The 20,574-nt window shown below is 49.7% G+C and carries 17 protein-coding genes; 1 reads left to right on the forward strand and 16 read right to left on the reverse strand.

The window, feature by feature from the left end; genetic code table 11:
* Positions 1-199: 199 nt before the first annotated feature.
* From M1D61_RS11480 to M1D61_RS11555, 16 genes are all read right to left on the reverse strand, one after another.
* Complete coding sequence (locus tag M1D61_RS11480) at positions 200-1,096, reverse strand: MBL fold metallo-hydrolase (protein WP_458118621.1); 897 nt, start codon at positions 1,094-1,096, stop codon at positions 200-202.
* Positions 1,097-1,310: 214 nt separating this feature from the next.
* Entirely contained in the window at positions 1,311-1,994 is a 684-nt protein-coding gene (gene bshB2, locus M1D61_RS11485; protein ID WP_458118623.1) for a bacillithiol biosynthesis deacetylase BshB2, read from the reverse strand.
* 20 nt (positions 1,995-2,014) lie between these two features.
* The gene (locus tag M1D61_RS11490) at positions 2,015-2,362 is read right to left on the reverse strand and encodes a YojF family protein (RefSeq protein ID WP_458122487.1); all 348 of its coding nucleotides are present in this window, start codon (positions 2,360-2,362) and stop codon (positions 2,015-2,017) included.
* Positions 2,363-2,672: 310 nt separating this feature from the next.
* On the reverse strand, positions 2,673-3,992 hold the full coding sequence (locus M1D61_RS11495) for a rhamnogalacturonan acetylesterase (protein ID WP_458118624.1): 1,320 nt from the start codon (positions 3,990-3,992) through the stop codon (positions 2,673-2,675).
* 391 nt (positions 3,993-4,383) lie between these two features.
* On the reverse strand, positions 4,384-4,470 hold the full coding sequence (locus tag M1D61_RS11500; RefSeq protein WP_458122488.1) for a universal stress protein: 87 nt from the start codon (positions 4,468-4,470) through the stop codon (positions 4,384-4,386).
* A 21-nt stretch (positions 4,471-4,491) separates the two neighbouring features.
* A complete protein-coding gene (locus M1D61_RS11505) occupies positions 4,492-5,589 on the reverse strand; it encodes a YhgE/Pip domain-containing protein (RefSeq protein WP_458118626.1) in 1,098 nt (365 codons plus the stop codon).
* A 99-nt stretch (positions 5,590-5,688) separates the two neighbouring features.
* Positions 5,689-6,120: a MarR family winged helix-turn-helix transcriptional regulator gene (locus M1D61_RS11510; RefSeq protein WP_458118627.1), complete on the reverse strand. Its 432-nt coding sequence runs from the start codon at positions 6,118-6,120 to the stop codon at positions 5,689-5,691.
* A 120-nt stretch (positions 6,121-6,240) separates the two neighbouring features.
* Positions 6,241-6,492 (reverse strand): YolD-like family protein, encoded by a 252-nt coding sequence (locus M1D61_RS11515; protein WP_458118628.1) that lies wholly within the window; start codon positions 6,490-6,492, stop codon positions 6,241-6,243.
* 327 nt (positions 6,493-6,819) lie between these two features.
* Positions 6,820-7,248 carry a universal stress protein gene (locus M1D61_RS11520; RefSeq protein ID WP_046214252.1) on the reverse strand — a complete coding sequence of 143 codons (429 nt, stop codon included), beginning with the start codon at positions 7,246-7,248 and terminating at the stop codon, positions 6,820-6,822.
* Positions 7,249-7,822: 574 nt separating this feature from the next.
* Complete coding sequence (locus M1D61_RS11525) at positions 7,823-9,781, reverse strand: glycoside hydrolase family 127 protein (RefSeq protein ID WP_458118630.1); 1,959 nt, start codon at positions 9,779-9,781, stop codon at positions 7,823-7,825.
* A 52-nt stretch (positions 9,782-9,833) separates the two neighbouring features.
* On the reverse strand, positions 9,834-10,670 hold the full coding sequence (locus M1D61_RS11530; protein WP_458118632.1) for a carbohydrate ABC transporter permease: 837 nt from the start codon (positions 10,668-10,670) through the stop codon (positions 9,834-9,836).
* 1 nt (position 10,671) lies between these two features.
* A complete protein-coding gene (locus M1D61_RS11535; RefSeq protein WP_458118634.1) occupies positions 10,672-11,622 on the reverse strand; it encodes a carbohydrate ABC transporter permease in 951 nt (316 codons plus the stop codon).
* A 70-nt stretch (positions 11,623-11,692) separates the two neighbouring features.
* Positions 11,693-13,057, reverse strand: a complete 1,365-nt coding sequence (locus M1D61_RS11540) for an ABC transporter substrate-binding protein (RefSeq protein WP_458118635.1) — start codon at positions 13,055-13,057, stop codon at positions 11,693-11,695.
* Between the two features lie 110 nt (positions 13,058-13,167).
* On the reverse strand, positions 13,168-15,018 hold the full coding sequence (locus M1D61_RS11545; protein ID WP_458118637.1) for a sensor histidine kinase: 1,851 nt from the start codon (positions 15,016-15,018) through the stop codon (positions 13,168-13,170).
* Positions 15,008-16,675, reverse strand: coding sequence for a response regulator transcription factor (locus M1D61_RS11550; RefSeq protein ID WP_458118639.1), 1,668 nt, complete (start codon positions 16,673-16,675; stop codon positions 15,008-15,010). Before M1D61_RS11550 ends, M1D61_RS11545 begins: the two co-directional genes overlap by 11 nt.
* A gap of 111 nt (positions 16,676-16,786) precedes the next feature.
* On the reverse strand, positions 16,787-18,418 hold the full coding sequence (locus tag M1D61_RS11555; protein ID WP_458118641.1) for a formate--tetrahydrofolate ligase: 1,632 nt from the start codon (positions 18,416-18,418) through the stop codon (positions 16,787-16,789).
* 378 nt (positions 18,419-18,796) lie between these two features.
* On the opposite strand from M1D61_RS11555, the gene M1D61_RS11560 reads away from it, so the two are divergent.
* Positions 18,797-20,458 carry a putative bifunctional diguanylate cyclase/phosphodiesterase gene (locus tag M1D61_RS11560; RefSeq protein ID WP_458118642.1) on the forward strand — a complete coding sequence of 554 codons (1,662 nt, stop codon included), beginning with the start codon at positions 18,797-18,799 and terminating at the stop codon, positions 20,456-20,458.
* Positions 20,459-20,574: the final 116 nt, after the last annotated feature.

The following is a 20,574-nucleotide window of genomic DNA, read 5'->3' on the forward strand; positions in this document are numbered from 1 at the left end:
CCTGCCCTGTCTAAATTGTAAGCGTTATCTATTACAAAATCAAAGGCTGCCCGATCTTGCCGGGCAGCCTCAGCTGATTACTGCGCAATTAGCAGTCTTCTTTATTTCAGTACGATTTCGATCGGATGATTACCTTCACGTTACTATTTGAAGGGACAGGCTGAATAGATGGACTTTGCTTGCTCTATTCCGTTGTACCCTACATATCGGTATGGCGGCGCTCATCATCGCCTAGCCCTGGTGCTTCATTGGTCGGATGATCCACGTATTTACCGTGCGATGGCTTGGCCCATTCGTCAAAGTGTGCTGCCAATCGCGGCAGTCCTTCGGTCAGATCCGGCCCCATCATTGGCTGTCCATGCCCGGTCAGCGCATACTGCGGACGCAGTGAAGCCAGTCGTTCGACCGAATCACGCGCTGCGGTCCAGTCGGTCGTCGCATATCTCGGCGGTCCACACAGTTCACGTTTCTGAATCATGCTGTCCCACAACTTATCCTGATCAACAGTAATAAAGGCATCGCCTGCGATCAGTGTACCGTCCTCTTCACGGAACAGGGAAATTTGACCGGGTGCATGGCCGGGAGTATGAATCCATCGCCATTCCGACAATCCAGGCACGCTGTGATCCATCGGCAGATTATGAATATACGGCTGCAGATCCACCGGTTGATTCGGGAATACGGCAGACAGACGGGAATTGAGTCCGCCTTCCACACCCGGATCATAGCTTGGATACTTGGACTTGCCGGTCAGAAAAGGCATTTCCAGCTGATGCGCATATACCGGCACATCCCACTTCTGAGCCAACTCAACCGCTGAACCAGCGTGATCGAAATGACCATGTGTCAAAATAATAGCTGTCGGACGTGCCCCGGTGCCAAAGCGTTCGTTGGCAACTTTAACGATCTTGTCTGCCGATTGCGGCAGTCCGGTATCGATCAGGACCCAATCCCGCAGACTGCCCGGGTTCCCGATAAACGCTACATTCACAAATTGCAGAGTCAGACCGTACACATCGGGACGCAATTCCACCTCGTCGCCGCTTCCTACTGTTGTCATCGGAATTTTCAGATTCTTCATCGGATTCTCTGCCATCTTAATCTCCTCCTCAGATTGTAATTGTTCTTACTCTATCCTTACCCAATATGGAAGAGAGTTAAGTAATTCAGCTAACAAAAAGCCGGATACCTCATTGCAGCAAGGTATCCGGCTGTATATTCAGCGGTTATACATTCGATCCAAGGTCATATCCGGATCGCCTAAAGAAACGCACATCATCGCATAAACGCCTTATGCGGCTCTTCTTCGATCAGGAACGCGGAAAGTCGCGGAACGTCCAGAAACGCTCACGGCTGAAGCGTTCACGCAGTTCGCGATCCATCTTTTGGCTTTTGCCGAGTTCGCCCGGTGAAGGGAATTGGGAACGGTGGGCATGGATGGAATCCAGCTTGTTTTGCAGGAAATCACCGACATCATTCTCGGTATCCGGGAAGCCGATCTCATCCGTGCAGTTATGCGAAAAAGCAATCGTATACAGCGGAGGACGTTCCGATTCCGGCAGTCGTCCCATCGCACGTACAACTGCGGCGCCGGTAGCATCATGGTCCGGATGGACACTGTAGCCCGGATAGAACGTGAACACAGCCGAAGGCTTAAGCTCGGTCAACAGATCATGGATCGCTCCATCCAGTACCACTCTGTCTTCAAATTCAATCGTCTTGTCATGAAAGCCCATCATGCGCAGATCCTGAATACCGATCGCAGCAACGGATTTCTCCAGTTCGCCCTTGCGGATACGCGGCAGATCAACGCGATTGGTAAAAGGAGGCGTCCCCATATTGCGTCCCATTTCGCCCAGTGTCAGGCAGGCATAGGTCACCTGACCACCACCAGCAATATGCTTGGCAAGCGTACCGGACAGGCTATAGCACTCATCATCCGGGTGAGGCAGGACGACAAGAACGCGCGAGTTAGCAGGAATAGTCATCATCATTGGTTTCATCTCCTCGTTCATTAAAAAGGTTCCTTGCTCAGTTGAAGAGCAACGACCAGCTTGCCCTGGGTATCATGTCCCGCCAGGATCAGCCGTTCACGATCACTCTCTTCGTAATGGGTCAGCCCTTCGGAATAGACCCAGCCATGTTCGGTCTTGAGACCGACACGGAAGTGCGGCGCCTTTTCCGAAATGGAGCCGGTCGTATAGCGGATCAGCGCATTGCTGATAAAAGTTGCGGCAGGATGCTTAGTGCTGTCCATATGGGAAGCATAAGCGCCAGTTGTCATTTCCAAATGAATGTACAAATCCTGATCCTGAAGATCCTGGATTCGCTGCTGGATAATAGCTGGATCAATAAGCTGCATTGCCATAGTATAATTCCTCCATCCTCTTACTCTGTTCGGTAGATCTATCGTAACAGACCTTTTCGTGAAAGGAAATGCCTGCTAACAGGGTATACGGTAGAGGTTTATTCGAAATAAAGCACTGTTACCGCACAGATCACCAAGTACTTATTATAGTATACTATATTATTTTTAGTATGTATAAGGGTGTTCCATTCCGAGAACAATGACGCCCAAAAAAATATTACAGCCAGCCCCTCCTCATTACAAAAAAATGCCTGATCACCCCTACCAAAGGGCAGGTGATCAGGCATGGATACAGCATCATAATCTAACGATACAATCCCTGTCTCTTCATTTCTTGTGTCAACAGACGGGCCAGCTCCAGCGCACCGGCATGGTTGGGATGAAGGCTGTCGCCGTCCATATACAATGCCAGAGTCGCTGCCGGACCGATCGATGTAAAGTATGCCGAGCTGATCACATTCAGATCGATCAGCCGTACGCCTTCCTCGGCAGCCAGCGCAATGGTCGCCTGACGGTACCAGCGTCCTTCTGCGTTATGGATACCTGCACTGTTAAAGTCCGTCGCACGTCCCTGCGGAGTTGACAGGATTACGGTAGCTCCCTTGGATTTGACCAGTCTGACCATATCGCGCATGATTTCCTTGAATTCGGCCTCGGTCTCATTATTCTTCGGATTGGTATCATTTATGCCCAGCTGTAATATAAAATAGTCGCCCGGCTTAATGTACTGGAGAATCGCTTCCAGCTGCCCATCATTGCGGAAGCCACGGGCAATCTGTCCGCCGGAAGCAAAATTACGTACCACATAGTCTGCCGGGTTGATGTACTGCTGCAGCATCTGTCCCCAGCCTCCCTGTATGCTGGTAGCCAGCGGATAATAGTTGGATACGGTCGAATCTCCGCCTACATAGATGGTTGGACGGGTAACCGGATTGGTAGACAGCTGGCTAATCTCCAGCGAGCTCAGTGTAAAGGCTCCGCCTGCTTTGCCTTCCGTTACGAGTAGATTGAGCTGTCCATCCCTCACCGGGATTTGAAATTCATCAGTTACATTATTGCCGGTCATATTAATAATCTGATAGACGCCTTCGGCAGCCACACTCGAGCGGCTGGTATTGCCCAGCATTACCTTGACATTGTACAACCCATTCGGCAGATCCACATTAAATGTATTGCTGCTCTTGGTGCCAAAGGTCATAAACTGAACTGCATCGCTGCCTGCACCACGTCCGGCAGCAGAGACATTGCGCATATTTGCCGGTGTATTGAATCCATATCCTTTGCTGGCATTGTATGCGTCTTCTGCGCGTACACCGGTATACCCCGCTTCGATGGCTCCTCCACCAAAGTCAAATTTGTAGCTTGTCACTGCCGCTTCGGCTGTAGACAGCGTTGGCAGCACTCCAGCCAGCAGACAGCCTGCCAAAACCAGCTTACTTAGCTTGTGCCACCCTGTCTTCCTTGCGCCGGCCCATCGCCTGGGCAGAGGAAATGAATACACCTTGTCTGCAGACAGAGATGACAGTCCGTCCATAGAAGATACGTATTTTGCGGAATCGGAGCTGCATCGTTCTGGTCTCATTGGTTGTAATTGGGTTGGCTGTGATTTGGTTACTGTTTTCATGATTTCCTCCTTTTAATGTAAGCGTATTCAATATACCTTTATAAGATTCGCTTTTTTTGGTAAACTTCCTCTAATATGTAATCTATTAGGTTATCAAAATAGCGAATTTCATCATATAATATTTTGGATGTGAAGCTGGATAGACAGCTCTGGCGATCTGGTCGATAGTACAAGGTTATCTTGCGGTCTGGCATTTTATAATTGCTGTACAAAATAATATATTGAACAGGGATAGAGATCAGCAGCACTGTGCATACCAAAAACCGAAAGTACCTTCTCAGGTAACTTCCGGTCTGTATTGAATCTGCAAGTTGGATTTTGGATCTGCAGGTTGAATTAACAAGGCGCAGCAGCTTCGTTAAGATGATTAGGCAATTTCAACAGCAACCTGCTAGGTGGCAGCAAAAGCTCCGGCATGCTCCAGTGCACGCTGTGCATGGGCAGAACCATCATACGGAACGATAATTTTCTGATACATGGTTCAATATTCCTCTTCGGATTAATGGCTGGCGGCCGGCTGATTCAGCGGGCTTGGCGCCGGATGGGTCATTGCTGTACGCAGCACGGTGATTCCCCAGGTGATCAAGGCAATCAGCAGCAGATGAATCACGAATGTAGTCATCGGCGCCCCGCTGTAGATCAGGCGCAGATAGCCCTGAATTGCATTTGGTGCCGGCAGGAAACTGCCGATATGACGGTAAAAAGGAGTCAGCATGGCTGAAGGAATAATATTGCCTGCAGTCATGAGCTGAAAAGGAATTAGTGCCACATTAAACAGTGGAGCCGCATTGCCAAACAAGGCAAAGCCCATCTGTGTTACAGCGATGCACGCTATATAGACGAGAATATGGAAGCCCCACATCTGCCAGAACGAAGCTGCCGTATCTGCAAACAGCATCGCTGCACCGGTAACAATAAGCGAGCCAATAATGGATACGCCCAGCAGCAGTATTTGTCTGCCCCAGAAAATCTCCCATTTGCTGCGGTTGCGCTTGAGCATCATCGATGAGAGGTTCAGCTGGATATTCATCGTCATGACCCCGATATAAGTAACAAACCCAAGCACCATCGGCAGCATGGAGATGGCAAAGTTGCTGATATCATGGGTTTTAACGATTTCGGCTTCGGTCATAACCACTTCTTGCTGGACAGCTGTAAAGCCCTGCTTGCTGACAACTGCGGAGATCTGCGCTGCCGAGCTCTCCATCATGGATTTGGCGATATCCGAGTTGCCCTGGTTAATGTAATACACAAGCTTGCTGTTTCTTTCGTCAGCAGCCTGTTCCGCAAAGTTCTTGGGAATGGAAATGACCATCATCAGTGCACCATTATCCATCTGCTGCTGTGCTTCCGTCAGCGTGCTATAAGGCACAATTTGATAAGGAGCCTGCTTGCCAATCGCATTAGCAATTAGCTGGCCTGCTGCCTGATCTTCATTAACAATCCCTACCTTGAGCTGATCGATCCGCTGGGTAGCACCGCTATACCCGGTCATCCATATGATGGTAAACAGTAAAGGTACAAAAACGGCAAATACCAATCCAATCTTGGTCTGTACAATTTTCAGAAAATCCTTGCATGTGCTTAACACGTTCATTCTGTACTTCCTCTCATTCTATTAATTTAAATATTAATAAATGCATAGCCGATAGATGGTTATGCATCTATTTGATCAAAAAATCACCGGCCTCAGTATTCAGCCGGATAGACTCTTGTATATTTTGTTGATGGCTCCGATAAACCGGTCACTGCCTTCATCGGTCAGTACCTGATTGACTTCGTCTTCAATCCCTCGCATCGCTGGTGTAACCTGCTCCAGCAACTCCTTACCTTTGACGGTCAGATGTACATTGACAGCACGACGATCATTGGGATCCACCTGCCGCATAATCAGCTGCTTGTTCTCCAGACGTTCCAGTGTCTTGCCAATACTGGTCTGATCGCGCTCATGCACCTGGGCCAGCACTTTCTGTGAGACACCGCCATGACTGCTGAGCTGATGCAGCACGCCGAATTGTTCCGGAGTAATATCATAGGGCTGCAACCGCTGAGCCGCTTTTTTTCGGTACAACAAATAGGTTCGGGATAGCAGTAAGCCCAGTGGGCTCTGTTCCTGATCAAAAGGCATAAATACCCTCCTATATAAATACTAGCATAGACGATAATCGCCTATGCTAGTATATTCTTTCTTATTTGGTTGTGTCAAAGATTATTTTGAAAAAACGCATAAAAAATAATATGCATTTTATTAATCTCTCGGATAATTGACCTGCATAATATCCATAAAAGGAATCTTGTATAGATCTTCCATCTGCTGTACATGGACCTTGCCTGTACGAGAGTCCATATTTACAATCTGACCGCGTACAGTGTCCTGCCAACCCCATACGGTCAGAACGATCTCGGACTTTTCCCGATACGCTTCGGTCAGCTGATTACCCATTTCTTCCAGAACAAATTCATCGCGTGTTGGACGCTTGGCCACTTTTGCTTTAGCCAACGAAATACCTCCCTAATCAATATGCTATATCTATTTTAACCTTATATGCGTTTATGCACAATAGTTTCAATGAAAAAATAGGAACAAATGTTCCTTTTTTTGAATATACTCACCATGATACCCAATTCGGGATAAGTGCTTTCCTCTTCATCTATCTTTCTTTTCACGATTTCCACAGCAAAGAGACCGTCCATTAACAAGACGGTCGGTACATAATTCATATCCCAGTAATTTACCAGTATACCCTGGCGTTTATGATTTGGTAAGCCAATCCTTTTGCAACGGTCGTTGCTGGCACAATCTCACCTACTGCGACCGGATATGCATTTATTTGATAATCATTACCGGTGCCTGGGCGCGCTGTGTCACATAACGACTGACACTGCCCAGTACCATTTCACTCATCGTGCTGAGTCCACGGCTGCCCATGACAATCAGATCAGGTTTGGATTGCTGCGCATATTCCACAATACCTTTGGCTGCACTGCCGTACAGAATCACCGTACGGGCATCCGGAATTTTGGAGATCATTTCGCGCAGATTGCGCCGAATCTCGTCTTCTTTATGGTCGAAATAAATCTCCAGCTCGCTGGAGGTCATGATGAGAGGTTGACGCAGTTCATCTACAGTCGCTGAATCCACGTAAAGAATTTCCAGCTCGGCTTCCAGGCTTTGTGCAAGTGCAGCTCCACGTTCCAACGCTTTCTGGGAATGCATGGAACCATCATAAGGGACAAGAACATGCGAGATCGCCATGGTGAACTCCTCCTTTGATATGGGCATCCTTATCCGGCATTTAGCTATTGAACCAGCAGTATAGAAATCATGCCTAATTATAATATAAATCCATTTAATACCAATTGCAAGCGTTTTCATTTTGTGGGTGGGGATTTTTCTTGGAAAGTGGGAGGGAGCTCCCGGGGGACTGCGCTGCGGAATTGGATTAGTCTTCTGCCCCTCGTTAAGATCGGATATTTGGAATATCCGCTTTGCGGAAAATATCCGATCTTAAATAGGGCCGCTTCGCTGCTGAAGTCTAATTCCAATTCCTCCGCTTCGTGCCGGGAGCTCATCCATCACTTCCCAGGGAAAGAATTCCCCATGGGTGAGAGGAGTAAGTTTTAGAGAGATGAGCTGGTGTGGATACGTTGGAACTTTAGGTGATAGGTTTTTTAGTTTTTAGTTTTTCAGCTTTCAGTTTATTTTTCAATTTGTTTTTGCTTTTCACTTTTTTTAATTTTTGATTTTATTCTATGGTTTTTATTCTATTTGTTGGTTTACTTTTATTCCCAAAAAATGGGTGGTTCGTAATGAGCTTTGTAGATGTGGGTTAGGCTTTACGCATCCAGACGGTCATGTCGCCTTCGCCGCGGTTGCCCCACATGAAGTAAGGGATGGCGGTGAAGGATTGGTGCGTTTGTTCGGGGGCGTGGTCCTGATAGAGGGACTGGCCCCAGGTTTGTTCCTGGTCTCGGATCGCGCTGCCTTCGATGATGGTGCAGCCGCCCAGCAGGGCTCCGTCGAATCTAGCGGTCATTGGTTTGTCGGTCTCGATCTGCAGGGCGGCGATCAGCTCGCCATTATCGGCTTGTTCGAGACAATAGACGAGCGGACCGCGCTGCAGGGCGACTTTGCCTGCAGTGGCACGCAGCTTGGGATTGGCACGCAGGATCTGGATATCCATTTCCAGGTTCCATTCGACGATGTCACTGGCTGACCATTCGCGCTGGATATAGACATAGCCATCGCGCAGCAGTGAAGCATAAGATACGGACTCGCCGTTGATGGTCAGGGCAGCCTGCTTGCACCAGCCGGGCAGACGTAGAGCGAGTGTGAACGATTGCGGTTGTTCCAAGGCAAAGGTGAATCGGGATGCACCATTCCATGGGTAGCCTGTCTCCTGCTGGATCTTGATATTACGATCGCCTACCGGCAGTTCAGCGGATGCACCGACATACAGATGGGTGTAAATGGTAGCTTCGTCGCTGCTGTAAATGTACTGGCCGAGCGATGTGATCAGACGGGCTACGTTGGGAGGGCAGCAGGAGCAGCCGAACCATTTTTGGCGTACCGGTTTCACATGGTGTTTGTCCGGATTATGGTGACAGGCTGCCGGCCATACTTCCAGCGGATTCACATAGAAATAATGCTTGCCGTCCTGGGACATGCCGCCGGTTACGGTATTGTACAGTGCACGCTCCAGCACATCCGCATATTCGCCCTTCGGCTGAATCTGCAGCATCCGGTGGGCGAAAAATACCATGCCTACCGCTGCACAGGTCTCCGAATAAACCGTATCGTTCGGCAGATCATAATCAATCGTAAATGCTTCACCGTGATGGGTCGATCCAATCCCGCCGGTGACGTACATCTGCTTGTGCACAATATTGTTCCATAGCGTCTTGCAAGCTTCGTACAGACTCTGATCACCGGTCTGTCCGGCCAGATCTGCCATGGCGGTGTACATATAGACAGCCCGTACCGCGTGACCGACGGCCACCTGCTGTTCACGAACCGGCACATGCGCCTGGCTGTAAGCGAGATCGATCCGGTCTGTTTTGCCGACAAAGAAATTGATACGATCCCTGCTCTCCCACTCCTGCTCCAGGAAGTTCGGCTGCTGACCACGCTCATCGATGAAAAATTGGCTCAGACGCAGGTACTTCTCTTCCCCTGTCAGACGATACAGCTTGACCAGTGCCAGCTCGATCTCCTGGTGACCGTCGTAGCCGCGCAGCTTGCCTTCTTCCGGCCCGAATACGGTGTCTATGTAATCCGCCAGACGGCATACTACATCCAGCAATTGGCGTTTGCCTGTCGCCTGATAATAAGCTACGCCCGCTTCGATCATATGACCGGCGGTATACAGTTCGTGACAATCTGCCAGATTGGTCCAGCGCTTGTCCGGTTCCTTGATGGTAAAGTACGTATTCAGATAACCATCCTCTCCCTGTGCTTCCGATACGAGCTGGATCACTTCATCGGTAATGCGCTCCAGTTCGGAATCGGGATGCGTCATCAGGGAATAGCCGACAGCCTCAATCCATTTGGCGACATCGGTATCCTGGAATACGAATCCGTGGAACTCTCCTTCTGCCCGCCCTGCAGCAATTTCAAAGTTTTTGATCGCATGGCTGGGCTCTGCATCGGCAATACGATCATGCAGCGCGTCGTACTGATAAGGGATGACGACTTCGCGGACAAGCTTGTCATAGCCGGACCAGAACTCGTCCTGAATATGAACTTCTTTGAGGCTGACAGTATGCAGCAATTCTTTTGATTTTTCCATGGGAATGCTCCTTTGTTCTTTGATTGGTATTTTCTTCAAAATGCCATTTGCCTTAGCCCTTGATCCCTGTCAGGGCAATACCTTCCATCAGATAGCGCTGGAAGATCATGAACAGCAGAATCGCAGGCAAGACGATAATCAGCGAGGCTGCCATCAGTACTCCCCACTGGGCGGTGTACATGCCCTGGAACTGCTGGAGGCCGATGGCAAGGGTAAATTTGCTCTCATCATTGAGATAGACGAGCGGTCCCATAAAGTCATTCCATGTGTTCAGGAAAGTGAATAACCCGATGACGAGCACGGCTGAACGGGACAACGGCAGGATGATCCGAGTGAAGATGGTAAAGTGATTGCCTCCATCGACGAATACGGCTTCATCCAGCTCTCTCGGCAGTGTCATATAGAACTGCCGCAGCAGGAAAATATTGAACACCCCTCCACCGAAAAAGGCAGGCGCGATCAGCGGGGCATACGTATTGATCAGACCGAGAGACTGCCAGCCGATAAAGGTTGGAATCAGGGTGACCGCAAATGGCAGCATCATGCTCGTTAGCAGAATCGCAAATACCTTATCCCTGCCGACCCATTTTATCCGGGAAAAGCTGTAGGCAGCAATCGTACTCGACAGCAGCGTACCGATGAGCGTACCGACCACAATAATCAGTGTATTGATAAAGTAACGTCCAAACGGCAGCTGCTCGAACGGCTCGATAAAATTGCGCAGTACGAACGGCTCGGGAATCCATTTCGGCGGCATCTCAAAAATCTGGGCCAGATCCATCATGGAGCTGCGGACGAGCCAGTAAAAAGGAAACAGGCACAGCAGTGAGCCCAGGATCAGTACAGCATACAGCAGTACACGCTGCCAGCGGAAAGTTCGTGTCGTCATCCTATCGTCCCTCCCCTTCGTAATAGACCCACTTCTGAGATGTACGGAACAGCAGGAAAGTGAAGATCATAATAACGATGAACAGCACCCAGGCAATCGCACACGCATACCCCATATTGGAGAAGGTGAATGCTTCCCGGAACAAGTAAAAGATATAAAATAGACTGCCATTATTCGGCCCGCCCTGGGTCATGACATACGGCTGCACAAAGACCTGAAACCCACCGACAAAGCCCATAATCGTATTGAAGAAAATCGTCGGTGAAGTGAGCGGAATTGTAATATAGATCAGCTTGTGCAGCGCATTGCCACCGTCAATCTCGATCGCTTCATAATAATGATCCGGGATGTCCTTGAGCCCGGCCAGGAAAATGACCATCGTCCCCCCGACTGTCCACAGACTCATCAGCACCAGTGTAGGCACGACAGTCGTCTCGCTGTAGATCCACTGGCTCTCCGGCAGATGCAGCGCCCGCATGATCACATTGAGCAGCCCCATATCCGGATCAAACAGCCACAGCCAGACCATCGAGGATGCAATCAGCGGTACGATCGTCGGCAGGTAGAAGGCTGTCCGGAAAAAGGCCAGCCCCCTAACATTCTGGTTAAGCAAAATAGCCAGAAAAAAGGCCACAATAATCTGAAGCGGCACACTGAGAATTACGTAGTACAACGTTACGCCCAGCGACTTATAGAAAAAGGCGTCAGTACCGTTAAATAGATTCTGGTAATTGTCCAGACCGACAAAATTCGGCGTCGATGCCACTTTGTAATCGGTCAGACTAAGCCACAGACTGGCGATCATCGGACCGAGTACGAAAATGATAAATCCCAGAATGGCCGGGGCTGCAAACAGCCAGCCCAGCCAGTTCTCACGCCGCCGGATCGAAGACAGTGAACTTTTGGTTACTTTGGTCTGACGACGCTCGGCCGTCTCTGTCATGGATTGCATATGTTCCACCTCTGCTTTCACGGAATAGGGAGTTTACCTGAACAGGATGATAGGGAATCGATACATTCTGCTATTTTTCTGGGTAGGTTCCTTTGAATTCCGCGTTTGCTTTGGCAGAGACTTCACTAAAGGCCTGCTGGACCGTTTTTTTGCCGAGCCATACCTGATCCAAGGCTGGATTGATAATGGCATTAATTTTCTCCGAATTTTTGAGGTAATAGTCATAGGAATTCACGCCATTTTTCAGCGTCTGATTCATGATCGCATCCGTGTAACCTTCCGGATGTCCGGGCTTTACAGTCGCCCATTGCTGAATCAGCGCCGGGTCAGTGTACCATTCTTTGGCAACCGGCATCCACAAACCGCTGGCATGCATCTCCAGACCACTTTTGGCATCCAGCAGGAATTTGTAGAACATCCATGCTTCTTTTGGATGCTTGGTTGTGGCGGAGATCACTTCCGGTTCGCCGAACAGGATCGTTTTGCTTTCTTTAAGCTTGGGCAGTACACCGACTCCATAGTTCATGCCGGACTGGCCGAGATCCAGCTGCACCCATTGTCCATCCAGGTCCATCGCCACTTTGCGGCTCTGAAGAGCGACAGCCGGCGAAGGGATATTTTTGGACTGGGTCGGTGATGGAGCCACATGATGAACGGTGATCAGATCCGCCATTTTTTGAACCGCATCAATGACCTGCGGATCTTCCAGATTCAGCTTGTCCTTATTGGCGGAGATTACACTGGCGCCGTTGGACGGTACCATCAGATGCCATATCCATGTATCAAAGCGGACTCCGTACTGCTTTACATTGGATGGATCAAAGGCCGGGCTGGTCGCATTGTTACCATTATTGTCGATCGTCAGCTTTTTAGCCGTATCGAGGAATTGCTCCCAGGTCCATGCTTCTTGAGCCTTGGTCGGCGGCAGTGGCAGTCCGGCTTCCTTGAACATATCGGCATTGTAATAGAGGCCAAAGGCTTCCTCGGTTACTTTGATGCCTGCTATCTTATCTTTGTCCCAGTACAGAATGGAGTTGGGAATCAAGGCATCAGGAGTTAATTCCTTGTCGTCTTTCAGAAATTCGTTCAGATTGTACAGCTTGCCCTGTTCGGCCCACTGCAGTCCTTGAGCTTTGTAGATCGGGAATACATCAGGCGCCTGATTGGCTGCAAACATCGTCGTCAGCTTGGTAACATAGTCACCGGGAATATGCATATAATTGACTTCAATCCATGGATATTTTTCGGTAAATTTGCGGGCGATCTGTTCCTGCACTTTTTTCTCATTCGGACTGCCCCATGATGCGTAAGTAAGCGTGACCTTTTGCTTGCCGTCCACGGTCTGCGCTGCACCGCCATTGTCGGAACCGCAGCCGGACAGCAAACCGAGCAGCAGGGCCGAACATAATGCACATAATAGTAATTTGACTCTCATGCAAATACCTCCCGGACCGAAGAATTTCTATCCTCCGGTATAATATATCGATGCTGCAGCATTGGATAAATTCATCTTAGCAAGCGCTTACATTGGCTACAACTCGATTATTATTGGATTGGGGTATTTTCATTGGGAGAGCGCTGGTGTGGCAGCCGGATCAGCACTAATGTACCGCCGGAGTCCTGCCGCTGCATATGAATACCGTATTCCGGGCCATACAGCAATCTTATGCGCCGGTCTACATTTTCAATGCCGGTAGAGCGAATCTCGCCGGTCTGAATATCATCCATCAGTGTATCGGTGATGCCTTTGCCGTTATCTTCAACGGCAAACATCCGCTCCTCTCCTTCCAGCCAGCCGCGGACCCGGAGTCTACCGCCGGATTCCATTTCGCCAAAACCGTGAATAATCGCATTCTCGATAAAGGGCTGCAAAAACAGCTTGGGCACCTCGGTCTCCAGCAGTTCTGTCTCCACATCCATCTCTACCGTGAATTTATCTTCAAACCGGTTCTGCATAATGTATATATACTTGTCCAGCCAGCTCAGGTCGGTCTCCAGCTTCCACAGTTCCTGCTTGTTGCGGGTCGTGATCTGCAGCATCTCGGTCAGGCTGATCATCATGCGAGCGAGCTCATGCTGTCCATGCTCTACGGCAATCCAGTACATCGTGCTGAGCGTATTATACAGAAAATGCGGATTCAGCTGCAGATTCAGCGCCATGATCTCCGACTCTCTCGCCCTCAGCCGGGAACCATAATTCTCCTCGATCAGCTGCTCGATCCGCCGGCTCATCTCGTTGAACATCTCGGTCAGCTGGCCGAACTCGTCCCGGCTGTCCGGCTGGATGCGGATATTAAACTGTCCTTTCTCGACCTGACGGATACCCTGCTTGATCCGGGTTAGCGGGCGGGTGATATAACTGGACAGCATATAGGCGAGCACAACCGATACCAACGCCATACAGAGCAGGAATAATGCAGTCGTGATTCGCAGCGTCTGCAGGCTGCTCACTGCCGACGTAATTGGAATCTCGATATACGAGATCCAGCCGGTCGACTTCATTTTCTCATAGAATACCATCGTATCCTGTCCATTAATCTGCTGCATGATCATTCCCTGCTCCTGGCTGCCAACGACTGCCGGCAGTTCGGCTGCCCGGGTATGGGCAAAATCCCCTTTTTCCAGACGAAGCACGGATACTCCGGCCCGGTTCACGATGCCATAGGCCAGCTGGTTGTAGTCATTATGCTGCACATACTCATCCAGCACAGCAGCGAGCGATTCGGGACGGATATTGATAAGCAGCACCGGCGGTTCTTGAGTGGGCTTGAGCCGGTGTATGTTGCCATATTCATCGGCTGCTGTCATATTCAGCTGCTTGACGACAGAGAGAAGAGACTCGTATTCCAGCGGGATATGCTGCAGCTCTTGCTGCTTGTACATACCGGTGTAGGAATAGGTGGGCATCCATACTTCCGCCCCCCTCCCTTCCGCTGCGGTCTGCGCCAGCAGAGAACGGTAGAACTCCGCCGGCGGCACATACATCAGTGCATTGCTTCCATAGCCGTATTCGCGGGTCATCACATAGGAGGAGTAGACTTCCTCGTGATTACTGAAGTATTTAAAAAGAATAGGTGTAATCAGCCGGTCGGTTCGCACCAGCGAGGATGCACTGATCGGATCAGCCGCGTCAACTGCCCGCAGCAGGTCATAATCCAGCGGCAGCATACTCATGCTGGATTCAATCGCAGATAACCGGTCATCGAGCAGCTGGTTATTCGTATGCAGTATATTGCTGGTACTGTAGCGGATATTGTCCATCCGGTCCTTATAGGCAATATGATTGTAAATAAAGCCAAGACTGAGAATAATCAGGCATGCCAGCAGCAAATGAGACAAAAGCAGCTTCTTTTTGAAGCTCATATCCTTGAACCAGCGGGCTGCGTTAGTCCACACCTGGTCTGCTCACTCCTCCGCTCGCCGGGCGGTCCGCAAGAATATCGGAGCGCCTGAACTGCCGCCGGTATTCTTCCGGTGTATACAAAAATGATTTTTTGAATACTTTGGCAAAATACTTGATATCCCGGTATCCCGTCTGCCGTCCGATCTCCGCTATACGATCATTGGTCTCCAGCAGCAGTGTGCGGGCATGCTGCATACGCAGACGCTGAATATAGTCAGTAAAGGATGTACCAAAATGAGACTTGAACAACAGACTGAAGTACGATGGATTATAGTAAAATCGGCCGGCTACTTCATCCAGACTGAGATCCTCGTGATAATGTCTCTCCAGATATTCACGACATTCCAGCATCGCCTGATCACTCTTGCTCATCCGGCAGCTGTCGATCTGCTCCAGCCACTCGCTTAGCACGGTGAGCAGCTGCGTGCGCAGTTGCTGCAGTCGCGCCGATTGCTGAATGATGAACTCCAGCCGCTGTTCATATTGATCCTGCAGCTCCTGTCCGATATGGGCTGATGAACGCTCGATACAAGGCAGCATAATCTGAAGCAGATGGTATTTGAGCAAAGGTACAGACGGATGATCGGCTGCCAGCTGTTTTAGCAGATCATCCATCTCCTGCTCCATAGCGCTTCTGTCCCTCTTATGGATAGCGCTTTCAATCGATGCTGTGGATGGGTATCTGATGGGCAGTCGCTGGCTGGCGCGAGAAGTCGATTCACCGGATTCCCCCATCAACCAACAGCTGTCTGCTTCATAAAAATGTCTCTCCAGTGCTGCCGCCGCTGATTGATAAGCCAGATGAACACCTTGGGCAGTCACTCTACTGCTGAACAGTTCACTCTCTGCTGTGCAGATATCTACGTTGTGGTCTACGTGCAGCTGTTCAAGTACAGTTATCACCTGATCCCGGCAGGTCTGCCGGTCCTTTTCCTGCCAGAGGTGCGGCCACTGTACGATAATAATCAGCGGCTCCTCCGGATCATCCATCCCGGTGTAATACAGAGAGATACCGCCTGAGACAGCTGCTTCCAGATGCTCACGCAGCGGCATCTTCCAGCCGCCGGCTGGCTGCTGAAGTACATTCATCCTGCGCATCAGCCAGATACTGATCTCTCCATCGATCCGGAAATAGCGCTGGCATTCCTCCTGCTCCTGTATATTCAGCGAAACGGTCAGCCAGCGGTACAGCAGATGTTCCTGATATATCGGCTCCAGCCTCGCCAGCTGGCGGGATAGGGATTGCTGCTGTTCCAGCTGAATTTGCCACTGTATCTGTTCCTGTTCGATGCTCTCCAGCAGCGGCAGCAGCTGCACTGCTGTCACCGGCTTGATCAGATAATCCATGACATTGAGCCGGATCGCCTGCTGTACATAATGAAACTCGTCATATACCGTGATCAGTACAATACGCAGTTCAGGCAGACTTTTGCGAACCTGATTGATATAGTCCATCCCGTTCATGACCGGCATCTGAATATCGGTAAGCACCAGGTCAACAGGATGAGCCAGACTAAGCTCCAGAGCTTCCTGCCCACTTCTCGCTTCATGCACGGTATAACCGGGACGCAGCTGGCGCACCAGAGCAGCTACACCGCGCCGCTGACGAGGTTCATCATCGACTACCAGTACATGCAGTTGAAGTTCCATCTTTTGATTCCTCCTTTTCGGAAGACATGAATATAATTTATATTCTCATTAATTAATATCATATATATTAACGATAGACAAGGCAAAATACCTCCTATAAAATGGGTTCATTTACACCAGTCCTTCGATACGCCCGTCCGGCTCAAGCTTCATTCGTTCAGCAGCCGGTACTCGGGGCAGGCCCGGCATGGTCATCGTATTGCCTGTCTCCACGACGATAAATCCGGCTCCTGCCGACAGGGATGCCCTGCTGATATTCATTACAAACCCTTCCGGAGCACCCAGTCGTTCCGGCTGATCACTGAATGAATATGGTGTCTTGGCCATGCATACCGGGAGATGACCAAATCCATTCGCCTGCAGTTCAGCAAGCGTACGCTCGGCCGCCGGAGAATAGACAGCGCCGCTTCCTCCATAAATGCCGGTAATGATGCGTTCGATCTTGGTGGTCAGGGGCAGCTCATCCGGGTATAGCGGCTGATACTGCGACACTTGTGACTCCAGCATATGTACAAGCGCTCTCGCGAGTGATACACCGCCTGCACTTCCTTCTGCCCACACTTTGGACAGCTCTGCCGGTACACCCAGACGCAGACATTCCTCGATAATCGCGGCAATCTCCGCATCCGTATCTCCGGCAAAATGATTGACGGCCACAAGTACAGGTACACCGAATTTTCGCAGATTGTCCAGATGACGACGCATATTGCTCATGCCCTGCTGCAGCGCCTGTATATCTTCATAATCCAGCTCCTGCACTTTCACTCCGCCATTGTATTTCAGCGCTTTGACGGTAACGACGAGAACGGCTGCATCCGGCCGTAGTCCGGACTTACGGCATTTGATATCCATAAATTTCTCAGCACCCAGTTCCGCTCCGAAGCCAGCCTCAGTCACTGCGATATCTCCCAGCCGGAGTGCCGTTCTCGTACCGATAACACTGCTGCAGCCATGCGCAATATTGGCAAAAGGACCCCCATGAACGATCACCGGTGTCCCTTCCAGCGTCTGTACCAGATTTGGCTTGATCGCATCGCGCAGCAGCACAGCCATCGCTTCCACGGCACTCAGATCCGCGGCCGTCACCGGCTGTCCTGTATACGAGTAGCCGATAATGATGCGGCTTAAGCGGCCTTTCAGATCGTCCAGATTCTCGCTGAGACAGAGCACCGCCATCACTTCCGATGCAGAAGTAATTAGATAGCCGCTCTCTCGTACTTCTCCATTACCAGGCCCGATGCCGGTGACAATGCTGCGCAGACTGCGGTCGTTCATATCGGCAGCACGTTTCCAGACAATCTTTTTGGGATGGATACCTAGTGCGTTGCCATAATACAGATGGTTATCGATCATAGCGGCCAGCAGATTATGTGCCGAGGTAATGGCATGCAAATCCCCGGTAAAATGCAGATTAATCTCATCCGCCGGCACGATCTGCGCCTGTCCGCTGCCGGTCGCTCCTCCCTTCATACCGAAGCATGGACCGAGTGACGGCTCGCGCAGTGCGGCCACGGCACGTACTCCGATCGCATTCAGTGACTGGGACAGACCGATCGTCGTGAGCGTTTTGCCTTCGCCTGCCGGCGTCGGATTCACGGCCGTGACGAGTACCAGCTTGCCATCCGGCCTGTCCGTGAGTTGCTGGATCGGTTCGGGATCCAGCTTGGCTTTGTATTTCCCATACATTTCTAGAGCAGATTCCGGGATTCCGGCATCTCGTGCAATATCGATAATTGGTTTCATTTCTATGTACCCCCTACATTGGAATATGGTTATTATCATAACATGTACAGAACCAGTATTCGCAGTTGCAAGCTTCTCAGCAAAGAGCGCCATTTTCTGTTAAGATTATGTATAATTATATAGTGGAGGACTCAGGAAGGGCTTTACGTTTCGAGAACGGGCATATATTATTCTTTAAAATTGCATAAGGATATGTTGAAGGATTACATTCAACATATGCCCATATGACCGGGCATCTTGAGGAAACGAGCAGCCTCATCAAAGATGGTATATACAAGATCAACCGAGAATCATTATTGTTATTTTCAACTAGTATTTAAAAATAGTAAAAATCATTTTAAAATACTAATGAAAGTATGATTGAAGGAGTGGGAATGCGTGCGTAATAATAATCAAGAAATACCTCCGCTCCTTGCTCAGGCTCTGGATGCGACTGAAGATCTCATTTACGTCATGCGTGTCGAACCGGGTCGGTTTGTATATCATTTTCTGAATGAAGCCGCTTCCAAATTCAGCGGTGTGACTTCCCGGGATCTCGGTAAAAGTTTCCTAGAAGTATATGCACAGCAGCCAGAGATGGCTCAGTATCTACACAATAAATATAACCGCGTGCTGGCTCATGGTGAGAGCATGCGGTTTGAAGACGGATATCTGCTGCCAAATGGGCTGCTCAGCGGTGAGAGTATCATTTCTCCCGTACGCAATAAAGATAAGGTTATTACTCATCTAATCTGTATCACCCGTGATTATACAGAGCGCAATCAATATCAAGAGAAACTTCGGTATTATGCTTATCACGATGAGCTGACCCAGCTGTTTAACCGGCGTTTCTTGAGTGAATATGTGCTTGAGGAAGGTATACTGTACCTGCTGGACATTGATAATTTCAAAAATATTAACGATATGCTCGGCCATGATAACGGGGACACTCTACTGATCGAGGTCACCGACCGTATCAAAAAGATATTCAGTACAGAAGAAATCATTTGCCGAATGGGCGGAGACGAGTTCCTAATCATAAGTGGGAATCCATCCGATAAGCCGGAAAGAATCGCTGAACGTGTGCTCCGGATTATGGATAAGGTGTTTCTACTCAAAGGCCGCGAGGTGAAGATTACAGCCAGCCTGGGTGTATCCCGTGTATCCACTGAGATCGAACTGTCAAACGCACTTCGTCATGCTGCTATTGCTCTTCATCATGCCAAGAGTCTTGGCCGAAGCCGTTATCATATCTTTGATACCTCTCTTCAATATGAACAGATTATCCGGTTCAATCTGGAGCTGGAATTGAATAATTGTGTCGAAAAGCAGGAGCTGCAACTACTTTATCAGCCCATCTACAGCGTCAAGCAGCAACAGGTCATTACGGTGGAGGCACTGCTGCGCTGGAATAAAAATCATACCCAGATGGTATCTCCCGCAGAATTCATTCCGGTGGCGGAAGAGACACGACTCATCATTCCAATCGGCGAATGGGTCATCCGCCAGGCATGCCGCGATTTGCCGCAGCTCCAGCAAAAATATGGACAGTCGATCCGTGTAGCCATCAATATTTCCAGAGTTCAACTGGATGAGCCGGATTTTATCGAGCGACTGAATCAAATCGCCCGGGAGGAAGGCATTCCTGCCCATTATATCGATTTGGAAATTACCGAGAGTGTAGCGACCAGCAATACGGTGGAAGAACAATCGTCTCTGGTCAAATTACGCGAACAGGGTTACACAATTTCACTTGATGATTTTGGAACTGGGTATTCTTCGCTTAGTATGCTGACCCGGCTGCCGATCGATACGATTAAGATTGACCGTTCCTTTGTCACGCAGATGAATCCGCCTGTGCTCAAAGCTCTGATCATGATGGCAGAGGCACTCAGCCTGAATGTAGTGGCCGAAGGAATTGAAGATCAGGAGCAGTGTCAGCATCTGCTGGAACTGGGCTACACGGAATTTCAGGGATACTGGTTCAGCCACCCGGTAGCAGCTGCCCAACTTCCGGAGTTATCCAGCTTTCCCTATGCTCCAAGAGGTCCCGGCCAATAGGGTCTGTTCCATTATCCGGTGAGCTTTCCATCGATCCTCCTGTTTTTACTGCCGGAATGTGAATGCATGAATCACAGCGATAGAATTATATGATCCATAACAAAAAGGCTCCTCCA

This window comes from Paenibacillus sp. Z6-24 (assembly GCF_054161335.1).